The 22,143-nt window shown below is 53.0% G+C and carries 22 protein-coding genes; 8 read left to right on the top strand and 14 right to left on the bottom strand.

The genetic code is table 11. The features are described from left to right. The first annotated feature begins 14 nt into the window (after positions 1-14). Positions 15-1,190 carry an amidohydrolase family protein gene (locus QZ279_RS03575; RefSeq protein ID WP_293448018.1) on the top strand — a complete coding sequence of 392 codons (1,176 nt, stop codon included), beginning with the start codon at positions 15-17 and terminating at the stop codon, positions 1,188-1,190. Here QZ279_RS03575 and QZ279_RS03570 read toward each other — a convergent pair. After that, complete coding sequence (locus QZ279_RS03570) at positions 1,187-1,822, bottom strand: glutathione S-transferase family protein (protein ID WP_293448016.1); 636 nt, start codon at positions 1,820-1,822, stop codon at positions 1,187-1,189. The two genes, QZ279_RS03575 and QZ279_RS03570, sit on opposite strands and share 4 nt — an antisense overlap. A gap of 74 nt (positions 1,823-1,896) precedes the next feature. Further along, entirely contained in the window at positions 1,897-2,676 is a 780-nt protein-coding gene (locus tag QZ279_RS03565) for a transporter substrate-binding domain-containing protein (protein ID WP_293448013.1), read from the bottom strand. Positions 2,677-2,798: 122 nt separating this feature from the next. Here QZ279_RS03565 and QZ279_RS03560 point away from each other — a divergent pair, with 122 nt between their 5' ends. The 3 genes from QZ279_RS03560 to QZ279_RS03550 are packed head-to-tail and all read left to right on the top strand — an operon-like array spanning position 2,799 to position 5,676. Next, entirely contained in the window at positions 2,799-3,554 is a 756-nt protein-coding gene (locus tag QZ279_RS03560; RefSeq protein ID WP_293448010.1) for an amino acid ABC transporter ATP-binding protein, read from the top strand. Between the two features lie 10 nt (positions 3,555-3,564). Beyond that, positions 3,565-4,305, top strand: coding sequence for an amino acid ABC transporter permease (locus QZ279_RS03555; RefSeq protein ID WP_293448008.1), 741 nt, complete (start codon positions 3,565-3,567; stop codon positions 4,303-4,305). 3 nt (positions 4,306-4,308) lie between these two features. Next, positions 4,309-5,676 carry an MATE family efflux transporter gene (locus tag QZ279_RS03550; protein ID WP_293448006.1) on the top strand — a complete coding sequence of 456 codons (1,368 nt, stop codon included), beginning with the start codon at positions 4,309-4,311 and terminating at the stop codon, positions 5,674-5,676. Positions 5,677-5,680: 4 nt separating this feature from the next. On the opposite strand, the gene QZ279_RS03545 is transcribed toward QZ279_RS03550, so the two are convergent. Together QZ279_RS03545 and QZ279_RS03540 are read right to left on the bottom strand one after the other, a co-directional pair. Next, a complete protein-coding gene (locus QZ279_RS03545; RefSeq protein ID WP_293448004.1) occupies positions 5,681-6,208 on the bottom strand; it encodes a hypothetical protein in 528 nt (175 codons plus the stop codon). Next, positions 6,205-6,930, bottom strand: a complete 726-nt coding sequence (locus QZ279_RS03540) for a 16S rRNA (uracil(1498)-N(3))-methyltransferase (protein WP_293448002.1) — start codon at positions 6,928-6,930, stop codon at positions 6,205-6,207. The genes QZ279_RS03545 and QZ279_RS03540 overlap by 4 nt, the downstream gene beginning before the upstream one ends. 11 nt (positions 6,931-6,941) lie before the next feature. Between QZ279_RS03540 and ubiA the strand changes: the two genes are divergently transcribed. The 3 genes from ubiA to QZ279_RS03525 are packed head-to-tail and all read left to right on the top strand — an operon-like array spanning position 6,942 to position 10,189. Further along, a complete protein-coding gene (ubiA, locus tag QZ279_RS03535) occupies positions 6,942-7,907 on the top strand; it encodes a 4-hydroxybenzoate octaprenyltransferase (RefSeq protein ID WP_293448000.1) in 966 nt (321 codons plus the stop codon). A 58-nt stretch (positions 7,908-7,965) separates the two neighbouring features. Next, a complete protein-coding gene (locus tag QZ279_RS03530) occupies positions 7,966-9,876 on the top strand; it encodes an OmpA family protein (protein ID WP_293447997.1) in 1,911 nt (636 codons plus the stop codon). Continuing rightward, on the top strand, positions 9,863-10,189 hold the full coding sequence (locus QZ279_RS03525; protein ID WP_293447994.1) for a hypothetical protein: 327 nt from the start codon (positions 9,863-9,865) through the stop codon (positions 10,187-10,189). Before QZ279_RS03530 ends, QZ279_RS03525 begins: the two co-directional genes overlap by 14 nt. A gap of 4 nt (positions 10,190-10,193) precedes the next feature. Here QZ279_RS03525 and QZ279_RS03520 read toward each other — a convergent pair whose 3' ends face one another. From QZ279_RS03520 to QZ279_RS03480, 9 genes are all read right to left on the bottom strand, one after another. After that, positions 10,194-10,637 (bottom strand): molybdenum cofactor biosynthesis protein MoaE, encoded by a 444-nt coding sequence (locus QZ279_RS03520; protein WP_293447992.1) that lies wholly within the window; start codon positions 10,635-10,637, stop codon positions 10,194-10,196. A 3-nt stretch (positions 10,638-10,640) separates the two neighbouring features. Next, the gene (gene moaD / locus QZ279_RS03515; RefSeq protein ID WP_293447990.1) at positions 10,641-10,886 is read right to left on the bottom strand and encodes a molybdopterin converting factor subunit 1; all 246 of its coding nucleotides are present in this window, start codon (positions 10,884-10,886) and stop codon (positions 10,641-10,643) included. Further along, entirely contained in the window at positions 10,886-11,551 is a 666-nt protein-coding gene (gene pgsA, locus QZ279_RS03510) for a CDP-diacylglycerol--glycerol-3-phosphate 3-phosphatidyltransferase (protein ID WP_293447987.1), read from the bottom strand. Before pgsA ends, moaD begins: the two co-directional genes overlap by 1 nt. Before the next feature lie 53 nt (positions 11,552-11,604). Next, positions 11,605-13,794 carry a DEAD/DEAH box helicase gene (locus QZ279_RS03505; RefSeq protein ID WP_293448073.1) on the bottom strand — a complete coding sequence of 730 codons (2,190 nt, stop codon included), beginning with the start codon at positions 13,792-13,794 and terminating at the stop codon, positions 11,605-11,607. 201 nt (positions 13,795-13,995) lie between these two features. Continuing rightward, entirely contained in the window at positions 13,996-15,873 is a 1,878-nt protein-coding gene (uvrC, locus tag QZ279_RS03500; RefSeq protein ID WP_293447984.1) for an excinuclease ABC subunit UvrC, read from the bottom strand. A gap of 319 nt (positions 15,874-16,192) precedes the next feature. Then, positions 16,193-17,164 (bottom strand): calcium/sodium antiporter, encoded by a 972-nt coding sequence (locus QZ279_RS03495; protein WP_293447981.1) that lies wholly within the window; start codon positions 17,162-17,164, stop codon positions 16,193-16,195. A gap of 179 nt (positions 17,165-17,343) precedes the next feature. Further along, positions 17,344-18,141 (bottom strand): S49 family peptidase, encoded by a 798-nt coding sequence (locus QZ279_RS03490; RefSeq protein ID WP_293447978.1) that lies wholly within the window; start codon positions 18,139-18,141, stop codon positions 17,344-17,346. Positions 18,142-18,205: 64 nt separating this feature from the next. Beyond that, positions 18,206-18,967 (bottom strand): ABC transporter permease, encoded by a 762-nt coding sequence (locus tag QZ279_RS03485; RefSeq protein WP_293447975.1) that lies wholly within the window; start codon positions 18,965-18,967, stop codon positions 18,206-18,208. Then, the gene (locus tag QZ279_RS03480) at positions 18,964-19,893 is read right to left on the bottom strand and encodes an ABC transporter ATP-binding protein (protein WP_293447973.1); all 930 of its coding nucleotides are present in this window, start codon (positions 19,891-19,893) and stop codon (positions 18,964-18,966) included. The genes QZ279_RS03485 and QZ279_RS03480 overlap by 4 nt, the downstream gene beginning before the upstream one ends. A 92-nt stretch (positions 19,894-19,985) precedes the next feature. Between QZ279_RS03480 and QZ279_RS03475 the strand changes: the two genes are divergently transcribed. Beyond that, positions 19,986-20,957, top strand: a complete 972-nt coding sequence (locus QZ279_RS03475) for a DMT family transporter (RefSeq protein WP_293447971.1) — start codon at positions 19,986-19,988, stop codon at positions 20,955-20,957. Here QZ279_RS03475 and glpD read toward each other — a convergent pair. After that, on the bottom strand, positions 20,954-22,143 hold a 1,190-nt coding region (gene glpD / locus QZ279_RS03470), incomplete at its 5' end, for a glycerol-3-phosphate dehydrogenase (RefSeq protein WP_293447969.1). The genes QZ279_RS03475 and glpD overlap by 4 nt on opposite strands.

Below are 22,143 nucleotides of genomic sequence, written 5' to 3'. Positions count from 1 at the left end.
CGGGAGGAACCAAAATGTCTGAAACCCCACGCAAGCTCGTCATTCACAATATCGGCCTGATGCTTTCGGGCAAAATGGAAGCACCTATTTATGAGGCTGATTGCATTATCGCATTAGACGGCAAGATCGTGCAGTGGGGGCGCGAAAAAGACATGGATTTGGAGGGTGCGGATTCAGTCATCGATGCAAATGGCGTCACGCTGGCCCCCGGTCTTATCGACAGCCATATCCACCCGGTTATTGGCGACTACACCCCGCGTCAGCAGCAATTGCATTGGATCGACAGCACATTACACGGCGGCGTGACCACGCTGATTTCAGCGGGTGAAGTACATATGCCCGGACGCCCCAAAGATGTTGTCGGCCTTAAGGCGATGGCGATTGCGGCGCAACGCTGGTACGAAAATTTCCGCCCCTCCGGCATGAAAGTTCACGCGGGTGCGCCTGTCATTGAACACGGCATGGTCGAAGAAGATTTCAAAGACCTCGCAGATGCAGGCGTGACGTTACTGGGCGAAGTTGGCCTTGGCACCGTAAAAGACGGCAAGACCGCGCAGCAGATGGTCGGTTGGGCGCGTAAGTATGGCATTCAAAGCACGATCCATACAGGTGGCCCATCCATCCCTGGATCAGGTTTGATCGACGCGGATATGGTGATGGAAACGGGAACAGATGTGATTGGTCACATCAATGGCGGCCATTCGGCGCTGCCCGATGATCAGATCATTTGTCTGTGCGAAAGTTGCAAAGCAGCATTCGAGATCGTTCATAACGGCAACGAACGCGCGGCGGTATTGACGGTAAACACTGCGCGCGAGCTTGGAAAACTGGATCAAGTGATCCTTGGCACCGACGGCCCAGCTGGATCAGGTGTGCAGCCGCTCGGCATCTTGCGCATGATCGCGATGCTGTCTGCCTTTGGTAATGTTCCCGCCGAAATCGCGTTTTGCTTTGGCAACGGCAACACATCGCGTCAACGTAAATTGAATACGGGGCTGATCGAAATCGGTATGTGCGCAGACTTTGTGCTGATGGATCAGGCCCAGCATGCACCCGGCAAGAACATTCTGGAAAGCGTCCAGTTGGGCAATCTACCGGGTGTTGGCATGACAGTAATTGATGGTGTCGTGTGTTCCGAACGCAGCCGAAACACACCACCTGCAAATCGCCTTCCCCGCGTCGTCGCTTAGCCTTCTGAGTTAAGATAAGCACGAATGGCAGGGCGATAATGCTCTATCTCACTTGCGACCGCGGGATAACTGCTAAGTCGCTTTCGATAGGCCACGACGCTGCTTGGCCATGTCAGTTCGAACCCCAAAGCGCGCTCTAAGATTGCAAACCATTCAAGCGTCGCTGCAAAACCTGCATCACACAAAAGCAGGTCGCGCGTCGGAAGGCCATCGGTCGTGAGCAGCATTTCGAGCGCTTCAAAATGACGATTCACTTCTGAAAACGCCACGGATAGCGCGCCTTGATCACGGGTTTTCAGCAATGGGAACATAACCCGCAAGGCTGGCTCTAGCCGCGTATCATGAAAGCGCCCACGCTCGCGTGCTTTGGCACGTGGCACCAAGCCGACGGGCATCATCGCGGATTCTGGATGCTTTTCCTCAAGGTATTCAGCAATCGCTTCGCTGTCAGACAGCATCACATCGCCATCTATCATGGTCGGAATATTTCCCGACGGCACAATCTTGCGATACGCATCAGAACGGTATCCACCAGGGGGCGCTAATTCTTCCCAAGCAAGCCCCTTATGGCGCAAAACAACACGCAATTTAGCCGTGTAGATCGAAATCGGGATGTTATAGATCGTCAGCATACTTGCCCCTTACCGTAAAATTCACACGAAAAAGGGGGCTAGAGCCCCCTTTGAAGCGATACTATACGCAGTCTTTAGTCGACTGAAAGTGCCCATTTGTCTGCAAGCTCGTCAAAGAAGCCACGTTCGGACTTCAACGCGATCCAAGTGTTCACATAGTTGATCCAGACTTGATCTGCTTGTGGCAACAACATCGCGATTGGTGTTGGTGCACGTACTTCAGATACTGGGACAATCATCAGTTGGTCGTATTTCGCGATCAACTTGTTGGCTTCCACGTTGGATGTGATGTTTGCATCCGCACGCCCTGACAGAACTTCTTGGAAATCACGTGCAGGTGCTTCAACGATGCGATGCTCTGCATCTGGGAAGAAGCGCTTAACCTGCTGTTCTTGTGTTGTACCAAGTGTAGCTGCGACTTTGACGTCAGCTTTGTTGAGATCATCCCAATCCTTGAAACGATCCGCGTTCTTTTTCTGTGTCAAAGGCACAGTGAACAACGCGAAATAGCTATCTGAGTAACCCGCCGCTTTTGCACGCGCTGGGGAAACCGACGCGGATCCAGTGATGTGGTACTGGCCAGATGTCACGCCGCTGACGAGCGTCTTCCAGTCTGTTGCAACGAACTCAAGCTCAACGCCCAGATCGCTTGCAAGCTCTGTCATCACGTCGATGTCGTAGCCTTTGTAGGAATTCGTGGCCGGGTCACGAACGGACATTGGATCCCAATCGCCTGTTGTGCCAACTTTCAACACGCCAGAAGATAGGATTTCGCTAAGTACGGACTGGGCGTTTGCAGCCATTGTAGAGCCGGCCAACATGGCGGCAGTTGCGGCGATCTTAAAAAACTTCATTGTTCGTCCTCGGTTCATTTTGGTTGCGCACTAAAACACACGTTCATGTGCAGATGTGCAAGGCGATAGTGCTTGTCATGGCTCTCGCATCCTGAAATGCCTAGGAATTCAGGATGGAGTGTATGATGCAAAGTGGTTCTCAAGCCCCAGTAATCAAGATGAACGGGGTGTCTAAATTTTTCGGGGATTTCCAAGCGCTCAAAAACGTGTCGTTGGATGTGGCCGAGGGCGAGCGTTTGGTGGTCTGTGGGCCTTCAGGGTCAGGTAAATCAACTCTTATTCGCTGTATCAACCGTTTGGAAAAGCACGAAAAGGGCGAGATTGATGTCGAGGGCATTCGACTGAACGACAGCCCCGCTGCTCTGGATGCAATACGCCAGAATGTTGGCATGGTGTTTCAGCAGTTCAATCTGTTTCCTCACTTATCCGTGATGGACAACCTGACGTTAGGTCCGATGCGCGCATATGGGCTAACCAAAGCCGTCGCGCAGGCCCGCGCCATGAAATATCTTGAACGTGTCCGCATTCCAGATCAGGCTGAAAAGCTTCCGCGCCAGCTATCGGGTGGTCAACAACAGCGTGTCGCGATAGCGCGTTCGCTCTGTATGGAGCCCAAGATTTTACTGTTTGACGAACCAACGTCGGCCCTTGATCCAGAGATGATCAATGAAGTGCTAGAGGTGATGGTAGAACTAGCAGAGACTGGCATGACGATGATCGTTGTGACCCACGAGATGGGGTTTGCGCGCAAAGTCGCGGATCGCATGGTGTTTATGGACGAAGGCGAGATTGTCGAGGTCGCAGAGCCAGAGCAATTCTTTACAGCGCCCAAGTCAGATCGCTGCCGTGATTTCCTTCAAAAAATCATCAATCATTAAGGGGTTCGATATGAAACGTTTCTTTCTTTTCGCTCTGATTGCAGTTGGATTGTCGGGTTGCACGGGCGACAACTGGGGTTGGTACGTGGTCGATCCAGGCACCCCGAACGGCAAGAGTAACCTAACATTCCTCATTTCGGGGGCTTGGAACACGATCGTACTGTCCCTGACAGCGATTGCGATATCTGTTGTGGTCGGCCTTTTGGTTGCCCTGCCTGGCCTTTCGGAAAAACGCGGGCTGCGTTGGTTCAACCGTATCTACGTGGAATGCGTGCGCTCTGTGCCGATCCTTGTTCTGATCCTTTGGGTTTATTACGGCCTACCTGCACTCTCAGGCATCACGTTGAACGTTTTCTGGGCGGGGGTGCTCGCGCTCGCGCTCTCTGATAGCGCATTCCAAGCCGAGATTTTTCGCGCGGGCATTCAAAGCATCGGACGTGGCCAATATGAGGCCGCACAATCCGTGTCCCTGAACTACCGCGACACAATGCGCTACATCATTTTGCCCCAAGCGATCCGCCGCATCTTACCAGCGCTTGGCAATCAATTGGTTTATATGATGAAAATGTCGTCTCTTGTGTCGGTAATCGGCATGCAAGAATTGACCCGCAAGGCCAATGAATTGGTCGTAACAGAATACAGACCTCTCGAAATTTACACCATTCTAGTTCTCGAATATTTGGTGCTGATTTTGATCGTGTCCCAAGGTGTGCGCTGGCTAGAGCGTCGCATGAACGTCTCCGAAGGATAACCAATGGCAGCGCCACGCGACTACGATCTGACGACTGGTTCCATCGCCAGCCACTTCAAAACAATAGCCATTCCAGCCGCCTTCGGGATGTTGTTCACCACGCTCTACAACGTGGTGGATGTGTTCTACGCTGGGCAACTTGGAACGGACGCGCAAGCGGGTTTGGCGATTGGTTTCCAAGCGTTTTTCGTATTGTTGTCCTTCGCATTCGGCCTGTCGGCAGCAATGTCGGCGCTTGTGGGCAATGCACGCGGTGCCAAAGACAATCGCACGGCTCACAGATTGGCAGTTCAGGGTCTTGCGTTCGCGTTCATCGCAACAGCCATTCTAATGGTCTTTGCAATTTGGTTCGGCCCACGCGCGATCGCGCTGATTTCTGAACCAGGCGAGTATCGCGATGCGGCAACTGGCTATTTCTACTGGCTGATCGCTGCCCTGCCCGGCTTTATCTTGACGTTCTCAGCAAACGGCATTCTGCAAGCCCATGGCGATAGCGTCACGCTACAACGCAGCCAAGTGATCGCGTTTCTTGCCAATATCGCACTAAACCCTCTGTTCATTTACGGCATCCCCGGCGTAATCGACGGTATGGGCTTCAACGGCATCGCGTTCTCTACCATCCTTTGCCAAACAGGTGTTATGATCTGGATCCTTTGGACCGTCAGCCGCCTTGAGATCATGAAAGGTGTTGAACCACGCCATGTGCGGATCGAAGCGGCAACCGTCAAAGAAATCCTTGCCCAAATGTTGCCTGTCACGACCGCAATGATGGTCATGTTTATATCAGGATTCGTCGTGCAATACGCGTTAAAGGGATTTGGTGAAGAGGCCATTGCCGCCTACGGCATAGCGCTGCGGATCGAACAAATCTTGCTCCTGCCCGTTCTTGGCATGACAGGTGCGCTGCTTCCAATCGCGGCGCAAAACTACGGTGCGGGCAACCACGAACGCGTGCGTGAAGCGACGTGGTTCTGCTGGAAACTCGGCTTTGCAATGACCGCAATTGCGGCCCCGATCCTCTGGTTCGGTGGCGGTCTCGCGATGAGCTTTTTTACAGACGACGCTCGCGTTATCCCAATTGGCCAAAGCTATCTGCGCGTCGACGGCTTTCTGTTCCCGCTCTACATGATGCTGTTCGCCATCAACTCGCTACTGCAAGCGCTGAAAAAACCCGTCTATACATTGTGGATCAGCCTTTATCGCCAAGGATTTGGTGTTGCCTTTTTCATCTGGCTGTTGATCGGCGTGATGGGATTGGACGTTTGGGGCGTTTGGCTCGCGATTGCCGCCGCCGTCAGTTCTGGATGGGTGATCGCATTGATCCTGACAATCCGCATCGCCAACGATAAAATTGGCGGTTTGCGCAGGTAATCCTCTAATTCAGTGCATTGATCCGTGCTTGAACGTCTTGCCTGCGCCAAACCACTTGAAGGCGCGGCAAGGCGGCTTGCTTGATGCGAAGCAAATGTTCGGTGCGCAATCCAGCCAGACCGTTAAAGGCATCAAACAAAGCGTCCGCCCCCTCTGCACTGACTGGAATTTGCAAGGTCGCGCCTTGATCTGGCACCAACAACCAATGTGCAGGTTTATCGCGCCCATCCAAACTAAGCGCAGCCAATTCTGAAATCGCGACCGCGCCACCGTTCAAAGGACCGTAATACGTCACTTGTCCCTCGATAACCTGCACAACGCCCTGCCCGCCGCCACGTCCACGAAAGCGGCTGCGTTGAATGCCCGCCAATATAAGCACAACGGCAAACCCCAAAAGAACCAATGCGAGCATGCGCACGATGCCGAATGCCCCCAGCGCCCAAGCCGTTGCAAAACATGCAAGACCGACACCAAAGAGAACTTCGCGCCACCTCCAAAGACTGGCGCGCGCTTCTGGGCGAATGAAACTCATTGCGACCAATCCCCCAAAGCGGCTTGCCAAAGCGTCAGCGCTGCGACCGCCGCCGTATCAGCACGCAAAATGCGTGGGCCAAGGCTAACCACATGTGCTTGGGGCATTGCATGCAATCGCTTGCGCTCAACGGGTGAAAAGCCGCCCTCAGGGCCAATGAAAATTGCCCAGGGTCCGCGTGCAACCGTCGCAAGCGACGTCGCCACACCCAGTTCAACTTCATCACAGAACATGATCTGGCGCTCTTTAGGCCAGTGATCCAGCATAGCGCTTAATTTACGCAGTTCCGTCACTTCGGGAACGTATGTCGCGCCACATTGTTCCGCGGCTTCAATCGCGTGGGCTTGCAAGCGTTCCTGTTTGACCCGTTCGGAATTGGTGAACTCGGTCTGCATGGGGAAAATTTTTGCAGCGCCCATCTCAGCCGCTTTTTCAACAATGAAATCTGTGCGCGTTTTTTTGATCGGCGCAAAGCACAGCCATAGATCCGGTGGCACTTGCAAGGGTTTGGTCTGCTCAGAACATTCCAACGTCCCTTTACGCTTGCCCGCGTCCACAATTTCGCCGCGCCATTCGCCGTCTCTACCGTTGAACAGCGAAACCGCACCGCCAACTGCAAGGCGCATCACGCCAAACAAATAGTGGGCTTGGGGCTGCGTCAGTGAAACGCGGTTCCCCTTGGCAAGAGGCTGGTCTACAAAAAGGCGAATTTTAGCATTCATGGAACCTACATATGCAAGGTCACTCGCAAGAACCAGAGGGCACCCCGTTGATTGCTGATGCGGTCAAAGGAAATTGGGTCGACACACATGCGCCCGCATGGTCCCAGCCCTATTTTCGTCTTAGCCGGTTTGATCGACCCATTGGCACATGGTTGCTGCTTTTGCCTTGTTGGTGGGCGCTTTTGCTGGCCATGATGGCGTCACGCAGTGCCAGTTGGTTTGATCTGTGGATTTTTGTGGGCTGCGCGATTGGCGCGACGTTAATGCGCGGTGCAGGCTGCACGTGGAATGACATAACAGACCGCGATTATGACGGCGCAGTTGCGCGCACACGCAATCGCCCAATCCCGTCTGGTCAAGTCACCGTTCGCCAAGCCGTGATATGGATGGGCCTGCAAGCCCTTGTTTCGCTGGGTGTTTTACTAACGTTCAACTGGGCCGCGATACCACTGGGATTTTTGTCGATCGTCCCTGTTCTGGTCTATCCATTTGCAAAACGTTTTACGTGGTGGCCCCAAGTGTTCCTTGGTCTGGCGTTCAACTGGGGGGCTTTACTGGCATGGACTGCACATAGCGGATCACTCGGTTGGCCTGCGATAACGCTGTATGTGACCGGCATCCTTTGGACCCTCTTTTACGATACAATCTATGCCTATCAAGATACTGAAGATGACGCGCTGATTGGCATCAAAAGTACGGCGCGTTTGTTTGGCGATGCGTCACCCCAGTGGTTGATGTACTTCCTGATCGGTTCTGTAACGCTTTTCACATTTGCAGTTGTTCAAGCTGCTGTTGATCGTTCTGTTCTATCCCTATTATGCACAGTCGCAGGCGTTTGGGCTTACGGTTGGCACTTGAACTGGCAATTGCGTCAATTTAGCCCCCACGATCAAAGCAATTTGATAATGCTCTTTCGATCAAATCGTGACGCTGGACTGCTGCCTGTGCTGTTTTTCGCCATCGCCCTATTGCTGTGATTGAAACCCATCGCATCACGGCGTATCACCTTGACAGAGTTGAATAGTCTGGATGCCAATGCGCTTGTCTTCATACGTTACTGTTGCTGCAACATTTATATGCGCAGCAAGCTTGTGCACAGTCGCCGCTGGCTTTGCGGTCACCCTGATCGAGGACAATTCCAAGACCGCTGTGCGCCGTGCTTTGGACAAACAAAGCCTCACATGGGCCGATGCAGATTCAAACGGCCTGCAAGTTTTCCTGATCGGAACCGCTCCGTCAGAAGCGGAACGTTTCAAAGCTGTTAGCACCGCGGGTAGCATCGTTGATGCAGCACGCGTGATCGATCAAACCGAAGTTGCAGACCGCGAAGCCTATGCGCCACCGCGTTTTTCCATTGAGATTCTACGCAACGACAGTGGTATTTCTTTGATCGGTTTGATCCCGGAAACCAACTCAACCGAAGACATGCGCCAAGACGTCGCAAAATTGGCAGGTGATGGTAAGATAAGCGACCTTCTGGAGGGCGCACAGTATCCAGCACCCGAAGGTTGGGCGGCAGCAATGGAACTTGGCCTCGAAGCACTTGAACTTTTGCCACGCTCTAAAATTTCTATTGATGCTGGCAATGTTACAATCACAGCGATGGCCGATAGCCCCGCAGAGAAAAGCCAATTTGAGAAAACATTGCGCGCGCGGCGCACGACACGTGTAAATCTGTCGTTGAATATTTCTGCGCCAAGGCCGGTCATCAGCCCCTTCACGCTGCGCTTTTCCATTTTGCCAGACGGCGCACGCTTTGATGCGTGTAGTGCTGATACAGAAGAGGCGCGCGACATTATCCTTGCTGCAGCCGAACGAGTGGGTGTGGCGGGCGAAAGAGATTGCCGAATTGGCCTAGGCGTTCCATCTCGCCAATGGGCTAACGCAACCGCGCTCACAATCGACAAATTGGATGAATTGGGCGGCGGATCTGTGACATTTGCTGATGCCGACATAACGCTAACTGCGAATGAGGGAACGGATCAATCCCTCTTTGATCGCGTTGTTGGCGAGTTGGAAACGCAATTGCCGGAGGTCTTCGCACTGAATGCAGTTTTACCAATTGCACAAGACACAAGCCAAGGCCCTCCGGAATTTGTCGTAACGCTTAGCCCCGAAGGTCAGGTTCAGATCCGTGGTCGTGTGAATTCCGAACTTTCGCGCAGTACCGCTGATAGTTACGCAAAAGCGCATTTTGGATCTGATGCGGTTTATTCTGCTGCGCGCATCGATGATACGCTTCCTCGAGATTGGTCCGTGCGGATGTTGGCAGCAATCGAAACCCTTTCAATGCTAAAGAATGGCTCTGTCACGGTCACACCCGAGAACGTTCGCGTGTTTGGTAACACAGGGGTTCCCAGTGCAAAATCTGATATTGCGCAAATGCTCTTGTCTAAATTGGGTGAAACCGAAGAGTTTGCAATCGATGTTACCTACAAAAAAAAACTTGATCCAGTGTTGGGATTGCCAACGCCTGAGGAATGCCAACTGCAAGTCTCTGAAATTCAAACGGGTCGCAAGATTGCGTTCGAACCAGGTTCGGGAAATCTAGATGGATCTAACGCAAGCATTATCGATGATATTGCCGAGATCCTTGTCAAATGCCCTGAAGATATGCGAATGGAAATCAGCGGCTATACAGACAGCCAAGGTCGCGAAAGTATGAACCAAGAGCTAAGCCAAGCACGCGCGCAGGCGGTTTTAGCGGCACTTCGGGACCGTCGCATTCTGACATCACGGTTCGTTGCAAAGGGATACGGCGAAGCAGACCCGATTGGGGACAACGCGACTGCAGCAGGTCGTGAAGCCAACAGACGGATCGAGTTTAAATTGATTTTGCCAAAGTCCACCGAAGACGTCACAACAACCCTTGAAGAGACGGCTGAAACCGCGCAAGACGGTACGCAAGAGAGCGGCCAAGAAGGGACAACCGATGAACAGAACTGAGTTCGTCATCGCAACAGCGATTATTCTATTTGTCGCCTTTTGCATGGGCTGGTTTGCCAACTGGCTGATCCACCGCTTCACGCACGTGTCCCGCTCTGATGTGGGTGAGCTAGAGCGTATGGCGCAAGAGCTGCATGAAGCCGAAGAAACCCGCGATCAGTCAATCACCTATTTGCAGCAACGCGAAGCTGAATTGACCAATCAACTGTCCCAGACAGAAGCCGAATTGAACGCGGCGATGGAGGGTCTACGTGATGCACGCTATGAAGCCGAAGAGCTTCGCGCCTACATTGAGCGCGCACAGCAGGCTTAACGGCCTACCAACGCTTTAATGCGTCTTCATCATCTTGCTTGGATGCGACCCATTCGTGAGATGCAGATGTTTGTTCTTTCTTCCAGAAGGGCGCGCGAGACTTTAAGAAATCCATCAAAAAATCAGCGGCCTCAAACGCATCTTTGCGATGTTTTGAGGCAGTCGCGACCATCATAATCGGTTCTTGCGGCGTCAACATACCGTAACGATGGATCACCAAAACATCGCCTAAATCCCAGCGCGACATCGCATCTGTTGCAATGGCCTCCAGCGCTTTTTCAGTCATGCCCGCGTAGTGTTCAATATCCATGTACTGCAAACCGCCATTGGGAAAATCACGCACGACCCCTGTAAAGCTCACGATAGCACCCATATTGGATTGCTTGGCTGTAAACGCATTCAGCTCTACGCCGCTATCAAAGGGCAGTTTTTGCACAACGATGCGCATCGTTCAGCCGCCGGTCATCGGAGGAAAGAAGGCAACTTCGCGTGCACCCTTAAGAGGGGCGTCAAAATCTGCGAGGTCTTGGTCAACCGCCACACGCAACGCGCTTAGATCAGAGAAAGCCAACGCATAACGTTCTTCGCGCGCGCGCAACTCATCAACCAACTCCATGACTGTCAGCGCTTGTGTGTCTACCGTCTCTTTTGGTAGGCCAATGCGTTCACGCACCCATGCAAAGTAAAGCACTTCCATCACGCACCATCTTTCAGATACGGCAGCGCTTTGCGGAAATAATCCCAGCCCGTGATCAGCGTCAGGAACGCTGCAAGCCAAAGCAACCAAAGCCCAATGCGGCCAGACCAAACCATGCCTTGATACTTCCAGCCCAGACCCAAAACGTCGTCTTCAGCACCACTTAGAATGGCTTCAAACATAGCTTGGTCCATGCCCCACGCGGACATACCGAGGTAGTGTTCGAAAACGCCCTGACTAAAGAGGACAGCAATCGCGACCATCTGTGCGGTCGTTTTCCACTTGGCCAGCTGGGTCACTTTCAAAGTACCCGCGGTGTCACCAAGGAATTCACGTAGACCTGAAACGAACACCTCGCGAAAGAGGATCATAGTCGCAGGTAAAACAAGCCAAGCAGACCACGAAGAAAATCCGATTATCACCATCAATGCGATCACGACCATCGCCTTGTCAGCAATCGGATCTAACATCGCACCAAGTTTGGTTTCTTGTTTCCAAGTACGGGCCAGATAGCCATCTAGCCAATCGGTAAACGCTGCCAGTACGAACAGGCAAAGCGCGAACCAATCCGCATAAGGTCGCGTGAAATAGAGAAACATCACCGCAAGCCCCGGCGCTGCAAGCAGCCGAAGCACGGTAAGAACATTTGGGATCGTCATATTCATGACCAATACCTAGGCTGTCGCCTTGGCACCCGCAAGTCTGCTTACCACTTGCTTTATGGTTTACGCGGCGCTTTGCGCATTGGTTTGGCGTCAGGACCTTTGCCCGCGCGTGTTTTCACGTTGTAGGGCTTGCTGTCGCCACCCTTTGGCTTTCCCGCAGCCGATTTAGCGCGCGCTTTGCGATCACCCATGGGCTTGGACGGATCCATCGCACCTTTGCGTGACGCAGGCTTTGCACTGCCAGCAGACTTGTGCGCAACGGCGCCCGTATCAACAGCGCTGGGTGCGCGTGGTGATTTTGATTTGGGTACGCCAGACTTAGCAGCATGCTTAGGTGGGCGCGGATCGTTCTTACCCGGCTTGTCCGCTTTATATGCTGGCTTGCCCTTAGGCTTGTCGAATTTCGGCTTGTCACCATAAGCAGGCTTATCACCGCGTGGTTTGTCAGCGTAGGACGGCTTGTCTCCACGAGGCTTGTCATACTTCGGCTTGTCGCCGCGTGGCTTGTCGCCGTAGCTTGGCTTATCACCGCGTGGCTTATCGTAGCGCGGCTTATCCCCACGAAGACGATCTTTGCGTGGACCTTTGTCATATGGCTTTGAAGCGCCATCAGCGGGCGGACCATTTGGTGAAGAATCAAAGTCAGGCTTGCCCGGTAATTCGGTCAGGCTTGCACCTTGCTCAAGGTTCATGCCTTCACCCAATTCTTTCTTCATGCGCTCAACGGCAGAGGTTTGAACCTCTACAAACGTCTCTTGGTACTGAACACGGATTGCACCGATATCGTCCTTAGAGATGTTGCCATTGCGGCACAGCATCGGCAGCAACCAACGCGGCTCGGCCTTATGCTTTCGACCAAGCGACAAAGAGAACCAAGAGCTTGGGCCAAAATCACGGGGTGCGCGTGGCTCACGGGGCGCGCGCTTATCGCGCGGACCAGACTCAACCACTTCACCCAATTGCTCGGGTGCAGAATGCTGCGAGCGGTGCATACGTAGGAACGCAGCTGCAATCTGCTCTGGCTGGTACTTCTCAAGAAGTTTCGCCGCGAACGCAGATTCGCTCTCGGTCATTGCTTCTGTCCAGCTATCATTGTTCAACATACGATCTTCGTCGCGCGCATGAACATCCTCAGCAGAAGGCGCATTTGCCCACTCCACTGTAAGTTTGGCAAATTTCAACAAACGTTCGGCTTTGGATTTCTGGCGCCCTGGTACGATTAAAGCAGAAATACCCTTGCGACCTGCACGACCTGTACGGCCAGACCGGTGCAACAATGTTTCCCCGTTAGACGGCAGATCCGCGTGGATCACCAATTCAAGGTTGGGCAAGTCGATCCCACGCGCCGCAACATCCGTCGCAACGCAAACCCGTGCGCGCCCATCGCGCATCGCTTGCAACGCATGTGTCCGCTCGTTCTGGGACAACTCACCAGACAGCGATACAACAGAAAAACCACGGTTCGAGAAACGCGCTGTCAAACGCGCAACCATCGCGCGCGTGTTAGCAAATACAATCGCGTTCTGCGCTTCATAATAGCGCAATGTGTTGATGATCGCGTTTTCCGTATCAGAGGGTGCCACTGTCAAAGCGCGATACGTGATGTCCGCATGCTGTGGGCCACCACCGCCTGTTTCGATACGCTTGGTATCACTGCGCTGATATTTCTGCGCAAGTTTAGCAATGCCGCGTGGTACTGTGGCAGAAAACATCAACGTGCGGCGTTCAGCAGGCGTGTGATCCAGAATAAACTCCAGATCCTCAGAGAAACCCATATCGAGCATCTCGTCAGCTTCGTCCAAAACAACTGCGCGCAAAGCAGACAGATCAATCGCGCCGCGCATAATGTGATCGCGCAAACGACCAGGAGTGGCGACAACAATATGCGCGCCGCGCTCTAACCCGCGACGTTCTGTGCGCGAATCCATACCACCAACTGTAGAGGCGCAAACAACGCCCGCAGGTGCAAACAACCAATCAAACTCACGCTTCACTTGCAGCGCCAATTCACGCGTCGGTGCAATCACCAAAGCAAGCGGCGTCGCAGCACGTTCAAAACGACCAGTCTCTTCCAAAATTGTCGGCGCAATCGCCAAGCCAAACGCAACCGTTTTACCAGAACCGGTTTGTGCAGAAACGAGCAAATCCTGATCCAAATATTCAGGCTTGGACACGTCAATCTGAACTGGTGTCAGTGTCTCGTACCCCTTAGCCGCCAAAGCTGTCGCCAAAGTTGGAATCATATTTTCAAAATCTGTCATTGCATACCCGCCGTTCGAACAAGCCCCGCGCATAGGCCCATTAATCGCATAAGTATAGTGCCAATGCAAAAAATGCTGCAATGCAGCACTTCCTCTCTCATGAAATATCCCAGGGTTTGGGACAGCGTCCCAACCTGCCGCGCCAGCGGCTCCTCAAGCACGCGCTAAGCGCGTTCCATTGGGTTACCCGCGCTCGTGGAAAAAATCATAGACCGTTTGCGCCAAAGCTTCCGAAATCCCGTCAACCGCCTTTAAATCTACCAAGTTCGCACGACCTACCGCTTTCGCAGACCCAAAATGGGCAAGCAATGCCCGCTTACGACTTGCACCCACACCGGGCACATCATCCAAAGGCGTCGCACCAATTGCCTTGCTGCGTTTGGCGCGGTGGGTTCCAATCGCAAAGCGGTGCACCTCATCACGCATACGCTGAATGAAATAAAGCACAGGATCATTGTAGCGCAGCGCAAAAGGGCGCTGCCCCGTCCGATAGAACTCTTCCTTACCCGCATCGCGATCCACACCTTTCGCCACACCAACCATCGGAATGTCGCCAACGCCGTACAGCTCCATGATTTCTCGCACCGCACTCACCTGCCCCGCACCACCGTCGATCAGCAGCAAATCAGGCCAATCGCCTTTGCTCCGCTCAGGGTCTTCTTTGATCAAACGCTTGAACCGCCGTGTCAGCACTTCCTTCATCATGCCAAAGTCATCGCCAGGCGTCAGATCCTCTCCCTTGATGTTGAATTTACGATACGCATTTTTTACAAACCCTTCAGGCCCAGCAACAATCATGCCACCAACCGCGTGCGCCCCTTGGATGTGCGAGTTGTCATAGACTTCGATACGCGCTGGTACTTTATCCAAACCAAACGCCTCGGCCACACCTTTAAGCAACTTACTCTGCGCCTGCGTCTCCGCCATCTTACGCGCAAGACTTTCGCGAGCGTTGCGTAATGCGCCGTCGATAATTTCCGCCTTCTCACCACGCTGGGGCACCAAAAGTTCAACCTTTTTGCCCAGCTTTTGCGACAAAGCATCCGTCATCAGATCATCATTCGCCAAAGCATGGCTAAGCAAAATCTGGCGCGGTGGGTCTTTTGTATCGTAAAACTGGCCCAGAAACGCCTCAAGCACTTCGGCCTCATCAACATCCGCCGTCAAGCGCGGATAGTAATCCTTGTTGCCCCAATTCTGATTGGCGCGGATAAAGAAGACCTGAACACAGGCCTGCCCGCCCTCCATGTGCAGCGCGATCACATCTGCTTCAGACACATTTCGCGGGTTGATCCCTTGGGATGTTTGAACTTGGGTCAACGCACGAATGCGGTCTCGCAAGGCAGCTGCGCGTTCGAACTCCATCTCCTCGGATGCTTTCGCCATTTGCTGGGCCAGCTTTGCCTGCATCTCTGTTGACTTGCCTGATAAAAAACGTTCCGCGTCGCGCACGGTTTCCGCATAATCCGCTTCACTGATTTTGCCGACACAAGGCGCGGAACAGCGTTTGATCTGGTGTTGCAAACAGGGCCGCGTGCGCACGGCAAAGCTAGAGTCCGCACAATCGCGTAGTTGGAATGCACGTTGCAACTGGTTCAGCGTTCGATTCACAGCACCCGCAGAGGCGAAAGGTCCATAGTAGGATCCCTTATCCTTCTTCGCACCACGATGTTTGCGGATCATGGGGTATGCATGATCTTTGCTCACCATAATATTCGGGAAACTTTTGTCGTCGCGCAAAAGCACGTTGTACTTCGGCTTTAGCTGCTTGATCAGGTTTTGCTCTAGCAACAGCGCTTCGGTTTCCGTGCGCGTCGTTAAGAACATCATCGTTGCAGTTTGTGCGATCATCGTCGAAATACGGCCCGAATGGCCAGTGGGGCGCGCATAATTGGAAACGCGCGCACGCAGATTACGGGCTTTGCCAACATAGAGTACGCGACTTTGTTCATCCAGCATACGATACACGCCAGGCGAGCTATCTAAAGTCTTCAGGTAGGCCTGAATAACCTGCGCACCGTGCGGGGAAGGATCGGTTTCTGTGTCGGGGGTATCGTTCATGTACAAAGAATATGATTCTTCATCCACCGCTGCAATGGCCCAAGCTACAGAGCAAGAGAAAAGGCATCCACCATTCCTGTGGATAAGTCTGCGGATAAATTTCCCTAAGGTGCATTTTTTCGTTGTTTTATACGCACTTCGCTGAGGTGCCTAAAAATTAGGCACTTACTTAAGGTGTTGTTTTTAAATTGAAAATTAATTAAATATTTGTAAATAATTGAAATCATTAAGTTTTTGGCAACACATCCGTGACCGGGCCGCAAAGGGTGCAAAACTTTCCCATCAACTTACTATAGGGCATCTTTGGTAGCGAACACTTCTAGTCCAGCAAAGCCTGTAAAAGAACGATTCCGATATAGGCGAAATATGCAACCGTCAGGCCAATGCCCCATGCCCGCGTGATGTTCCAACGCCAGAATACGAAGGGTGCAAGTAAAACAGACGCGCCCAACATAACCCATAGATCGAACCGTAGGAATTCAGGTGCGACAGGGATCGGGCCGATCAATGCAGCAATACCAATAATCGCCAGCAAGTTGAACATGTTAGAGCCTATGACACTGCCAAGCACGACATCCGCTTGACGCCGCAGCGCCGCTACTGTTGTCGTTGCAAGTTCTGGTAAGGACGTTCCCAGGGCCACCAAAGTCAGGCCAATCACTGTCTCGCTGACGCCGTAATCCCGCGCGATGAACGAGGCGTTATCAACCAAAAGATCCGCGCCCAAAGGCAGGCCAATAAGACCAAGCAACAAGAACACAACGATTTGCCACCACGGCATGTTGGGGTCAGCGCCTTCAACCTCGTCTGCGTCCTCGACAGCCGCCATTGCCGCACCTTTGCGGTGAAGATGTGCGTCGCGAAATGCATCGCTCAGAACCAACGCCAAAGCGCCAAGCAGGACCAGTGCCTGCCACGTGCCAAAGCTTCCCGTAAACGCAAGGGCAACAAACAAAACGCTCGCCATCATCATAAAAATGTAGGTTTTACGCGTGTTACATTCAGAGGTGTGCAGGGTCGCAAGAATGGCGGGAAAACCCAAGACCAGTAGAATATTCGCAGTATTCGAACCAACGACATTGCCCATTGCAATGTCTGGCTTGTTTTCAAGCACCGAGCTGATCGCAATCAACAGCTCGGGCGCAGACGTCCCGAAAGCAACAATTGTAAGACTGACGATCAACGCTGGAATACCGACCCGTAGACTAAGGTTCACAGCCCCTTTCACCAACGCATCGCCAGCCAACAGCAAGATCACCAAGCCTAGTCCACACAGCAGCCAAACCAACATATCTTAACCCTTGCCCTTGAGTTTGGTGCAATCACAAGGGCCACGCCCGATTTTGAACCGCCCGCAACGTTTGCATTTTGCGTTTTGCAGCTGCTTTTGGCCAGGAAACGTGAATTTCCCGAACATGGCCAAAACGCCCATGCCAACCAGAAAAAGTGTGACGATCTTAAAGATCACGCTTACAGACCAAAGCGTGCAAACTCTGCGCGCTCCTCAATGCCGGCCAACGCGTCCGTCGCGACTTGCGCGCCAATGCGGCTCATAAAGCCACGTTTCGGGCCGTATCGTTTGAATTGAACCTTGTCGCCAAAGCGCGCTTTCATTGCCGGGACCAAATGGGCGATCCCATCAATCAAACCAACCTCTTGCGCGGCACTGCCGATCCAAATGTTGCCAGTGAACAGATCACTATTGTTGTCCAACTTTTCCCCACGACGTTTTTGGACGTGGCGGATAAAGTTAGTGTGAATCTGCTCAAGCATCGTTTTCAAACGCGCGACGTCTTCTTCCGTTTCGGGCTTGAACGGATCAAGCATGGATTTGGAGTTTCCCGCCGTATAAACGCGGCGTTCGATCCCTTGACGCGCAAGAAAGACATGCGCCCCAAAGCCTGCGGAAATAACACCGATAGAGCCAACAACCGAACTTTCATCCGCATAAATTTCATCAGCCGCTGCCGCGAGCCAATACCCGCCAGAGGCCGCGACATCTTCAACAAACGCAACAACGGGAATGTCTTTTTCATCCGCAAGCCGCCGGATCCGCGCACCTATCAGCGAACTTTGCACAGGACTGCCACCAGGTGAATTGATCTGCAACGCAACCGCATCGGGCTTGCCGCGTGAAAAAGCTTTTTCAAGCACAGGCGCAAGCGCTTGGTCACTCAGCGAACCACGACCGCCCGTGCCAATTGCGCCGGACAAGCGAACGACCGCAACCGTGGGGTTCGATTTCATGAAGGGAATATAGCGTTTCATAAGATCGATGTAGAATGCCCAAAGCCGCGAAACAAGGTATGCGCGGGATATAATGTTGCTGTGTTCATTTGCGAATGCGCCAACCAGATTTGAAGATCCACCATACTGCGATCAGACACAGGCCCGAAAACGCAGCGATCGCGAGTAAACTTAGCCCAATGGGCACATCCGATATACCAAAAAACGCCCACCGAAACCCAGAGATCAAGTAGACAACAGGGTTAAACAGCGTGACCGTTTGCCAGATCGGGGGCAGCATCGAGATCGAGTAGAATGACCCCCCTAAAAAGACCAACGGCGTGACGACCAGCAGTGGGATCAATTGGAGTTGTTCAAAATTCTGCGCCCATATGCCGATGATAAAGCCGAACAGCGAAAAGCTAACGCAAGTTAACAGCAGGAATGCGACCATCGCGAAAGGATGCATGATTTGCAGATCGACGAAGAACGCTGAGGTAATTAGGATGACGACCCCAATGAACAGCGCTTTTGTTGCCGCCGCGCCCACATATCCCAGTACGATTTCTAAAAAATTCACTGGCGCAGAGAGTAATTCGTAAATCGTCCCCATGAATTTCGGAAAGTATATCCCGAAAGATGCGTTCGAAATGGCCTGCGTCATGACGGTCAGCATGATTAAACCCGGTACGATGAACGCGCCGTAGCTGACGCCATCAACCTCTTGGATGCGGCTGCCGATGGCCGCGCCAAACACAACGAAATATAGCGACGTTGAAATGACCGGCGAAATGAAGCTTTGGGTCAGCGTACGAAAGAAGCGCGCCATTTCAAATGTGTAAATTGATCGGATCGCTTGCCAATTCATGCCGCGTCCTCCGCAACCAGACCCACGAAAATGTCTTCCAAACTGGATTGTCGCGTTTGTAGATCGCGCATGATCATGCCTTGTTTCGCCAAAGCAGCCAACAAGGCAGTGATGCCCGTGCGCTCGCGGCGTGTGTCGTAGGTATAAAGGACTGAATTGCCCTCATCCGTGATTTCCAGATCATATGTGCCCAGCGCGGCGGGTAAATCCGTCACGGGCTCAACCAGATCAATCTGCAATTGCTTTTGCCCCATACGCGTCATCAGCGCCTGTTTTTCTTCAACAAGCAGAAGTTCGCCTTTGGCGATTACGCCAATGCGGTCCGCGATTGCTTCGGCCTCTTCGATATAGTGTGTGGTCAGAATGATCGTTGTTCCGTGGCTTTTCAGATCCGCCACGATTTCCCACATGTCTTTTCGCAACTCCACGTCCACGCCAGCCGTTGGTTCGTCAAGGAACAGGACTTCAGGTTCATGGCTAAGCGCCTTGGCAATCAACACACGGCGCTTCATGCCGCCTGATAATTCCATGATGCGATTGTCCTTCTTGTCCCAAAGCGAAAGCTGGCGCAGGATCTTTTCAATGTGTGCTTCGTTCTTAGGTTTGCCGAACAAGCCACGTGAGAAACGCACAGTGTTCAGCACGCGTTCAAACGGTTCCAAGTTGATTTCTTGGGGGACAAGGCCGATCATGGAACGCGCAGCGCGGTAGCCCTTAACAATATCATGTCCACCAACCGTGACAGAGCCGCTCGTGCCCTCGGTGATGCCACAAATCGTTGAAATCAAAGTTGTTTTACCAGCACCATTTGGGCCCAGCAAAGCAAGAATTTCGCCCTTTTCGATGTCCAGCGTCACGCCCTTCAGGGCCTCGAACCCATCATCGTATCGCTTGATAAGATCACGCACACTCAGAATGGCTGCCATGGTTTTCTCCCCTGTTGCACCCTGCCTATCTGCTTCGCGCGCCAGTCGCAAACGGGCTAGTACACCGCACGTATCGCAGATAGGGATGGAGGATGAGCACACGCGACACATCCACACTCGGCATCCTTTTCATCCTGATCGGCATGGCTGCGATTTCGATAAATGACGTTCTGATCAAGCAGCTTTCAGGCGGATATCCTCTTCATCAATTGGTGTTCACGCGCTCTGCGATCGGCGTAATATTTTCAATCTTCTTCCTTCATCTGGAAGGCGGCTGGTCCCTGCTCAAGACATCTACACCAGGTTTACACACCCTGCGCGCGTTGATGATCGTGATCTCAAACATGTCGTTTTTTGCTGCTATCGCGGTTCTCCCCTTGGCCGAAACCACAGCGCTGTTTTTCGCAGCACCCTTGATGATCACCCTACTATCTATCCCGATCCTCGGCGAAAAAGTCGGCCCCATGCGTCTATCCGCAGTCTTGGTCGGTTTTGTAGGGGTGATGATCATGCAGCGCCCTTGGCAAAGCGTAGCCGATACGGATGTGAATCGCATTGTGCTGCTCTTGCCTATTCTCGCGGCGCTGACCTACGCGATTAACCAAGTCATGACCCGAAATTTGGGCGTCAGCAGTCGTGCATCTGCCCTGTCGATCTATATCCAAAGCGCATTTATTCTGGTGTCGGCAGCTTTCTATTTTGTCGCGGGCGATGGACGCTTTGCGGAAGGTGCCGAAAACGGCGCGGTCATATTCTTGCTGCGCGCGTGGACATGGCCTGCGTCCGCAGATTGGCCCCTCTTGATTGGCTTGGGCTGCGTCTCCGCAATCGTAGGCTACTGCCTTAGCCAAGCTTACCGCATCAGCAGCGCCGCGACTGTCGCACCCTTTGAATACATCGGCCTGCCTCTTGCGGTTCTTTGGGGCTATTTCATCTTTGGCGAACTGCCCGATTTGGCAGTGACGTTCGGCATCTTGCTTATCATGGGTGCTGGGTTGTTCGTATTCCTACGTGAACGCATGTTGGCGCGCAAAATCACGCGCCCGATCAATATGCGTCGTTAGGCGGTCAAAAACGCCTCAACCCGCGCGATTTGATCTTTGCTCATCCGCAGACCAAGCTTTGAGCGTCGCCAAACGACATCCTCCGCACTGCGCGCAAATTCGTGGGATCTAAGCCAGTTGAGTTCTGCCTCGCTCAAAGTTGCACCAAAATCTTCGCCAAGGTCGCTGGCGGTCTTGGCACCCCCAAGCACGCCTCTCGCCTCGGTCCCATAAGCACGCACCAGACGTTGCGCCCATTTCTGGGTCAGGAAAGAATAGTCGCGCTGAAGACCTGCAATCATCTCAGCCACGCCATTCACAGGAAAATCACCACCGGGCATGGGAACGCCTGCCGTCCAATCGCCACTAAGATCATCGAACTGAGACCCTATCTTGGCCAAGGCACCCTCGGCCAGTTTGCGATAGGTCGTAATCTTGCCACCAAAGATATTCAGCAACGGCGCTGCGTTTTCATCTAGCGTCAGGATGTAGTCACGCGTTGCGGCTGATGCATCTTCGGCCCCATCATCATAAAGCGGGCGCACGCCGGAATAAGTCCACACAATTTCATCACGCGTCACTGGTTTGGTGAAATAGCGCGACGCGAAATCACAAAGGTAATCCTGTTCTTCTGGCGTACATTCAGGTTTCTCAGAAGGATCAGAATGATCCGCGTCCGTCGTGCCGATCAACGTGAAATCACCCTCATACGGAATCGCAAAAATGATGCGCCCGTCTTCGCCTTGGAAGAAATAGCATTTGTCGTGATCATATAGTTTTGGCACGACGATATGGCTGCCACGTACAAGGCGTACGCCTTCGCGACTGTTCAGACCCAGCTTGCCGTTCAAGACATCGCCAACCCACGGGCCAGCCGCGTTAACGATCATCTTGGCGCTGACTGTTCGCGTCTCGCCACTTTGCTGATTATTCAGCGTCACAACCCAATGATCGGCGTGACGCTCTGCGCCAGAAACTTTAGTGCGCACCATGATGTCCGCACCGCGCGCTTGGGCGTCGCGGGCGTTCAAGACCACAAGCCGGGAATCTTCAATCCAGCAATCAGAATACTCGTAAGCTTTGCTAAAGCGCTCTTGCAAAGGCGCACCCTCGGGCGACGTGCTAAGATCAACCGTAGACGTCGCAGGCAAGATTTTGCGCCCCCCCAGATTATCATAGAGGAACAGACCAAACCGGATCAGCCACG

Source organism: Planktotalea sp., from assembly GCF_018607965.1.
Lineage (GTDB): Bacteria > Pseudomonadota > Alphaproteobacteria > Rhodobacterales > Rhodobacteraceae > Planktotalea.
The sequence above is the reverse complement of the archived record's forward strand: the minus strand, read 5'-3'. Positions and strand labels throughout refer to the sequence as shown.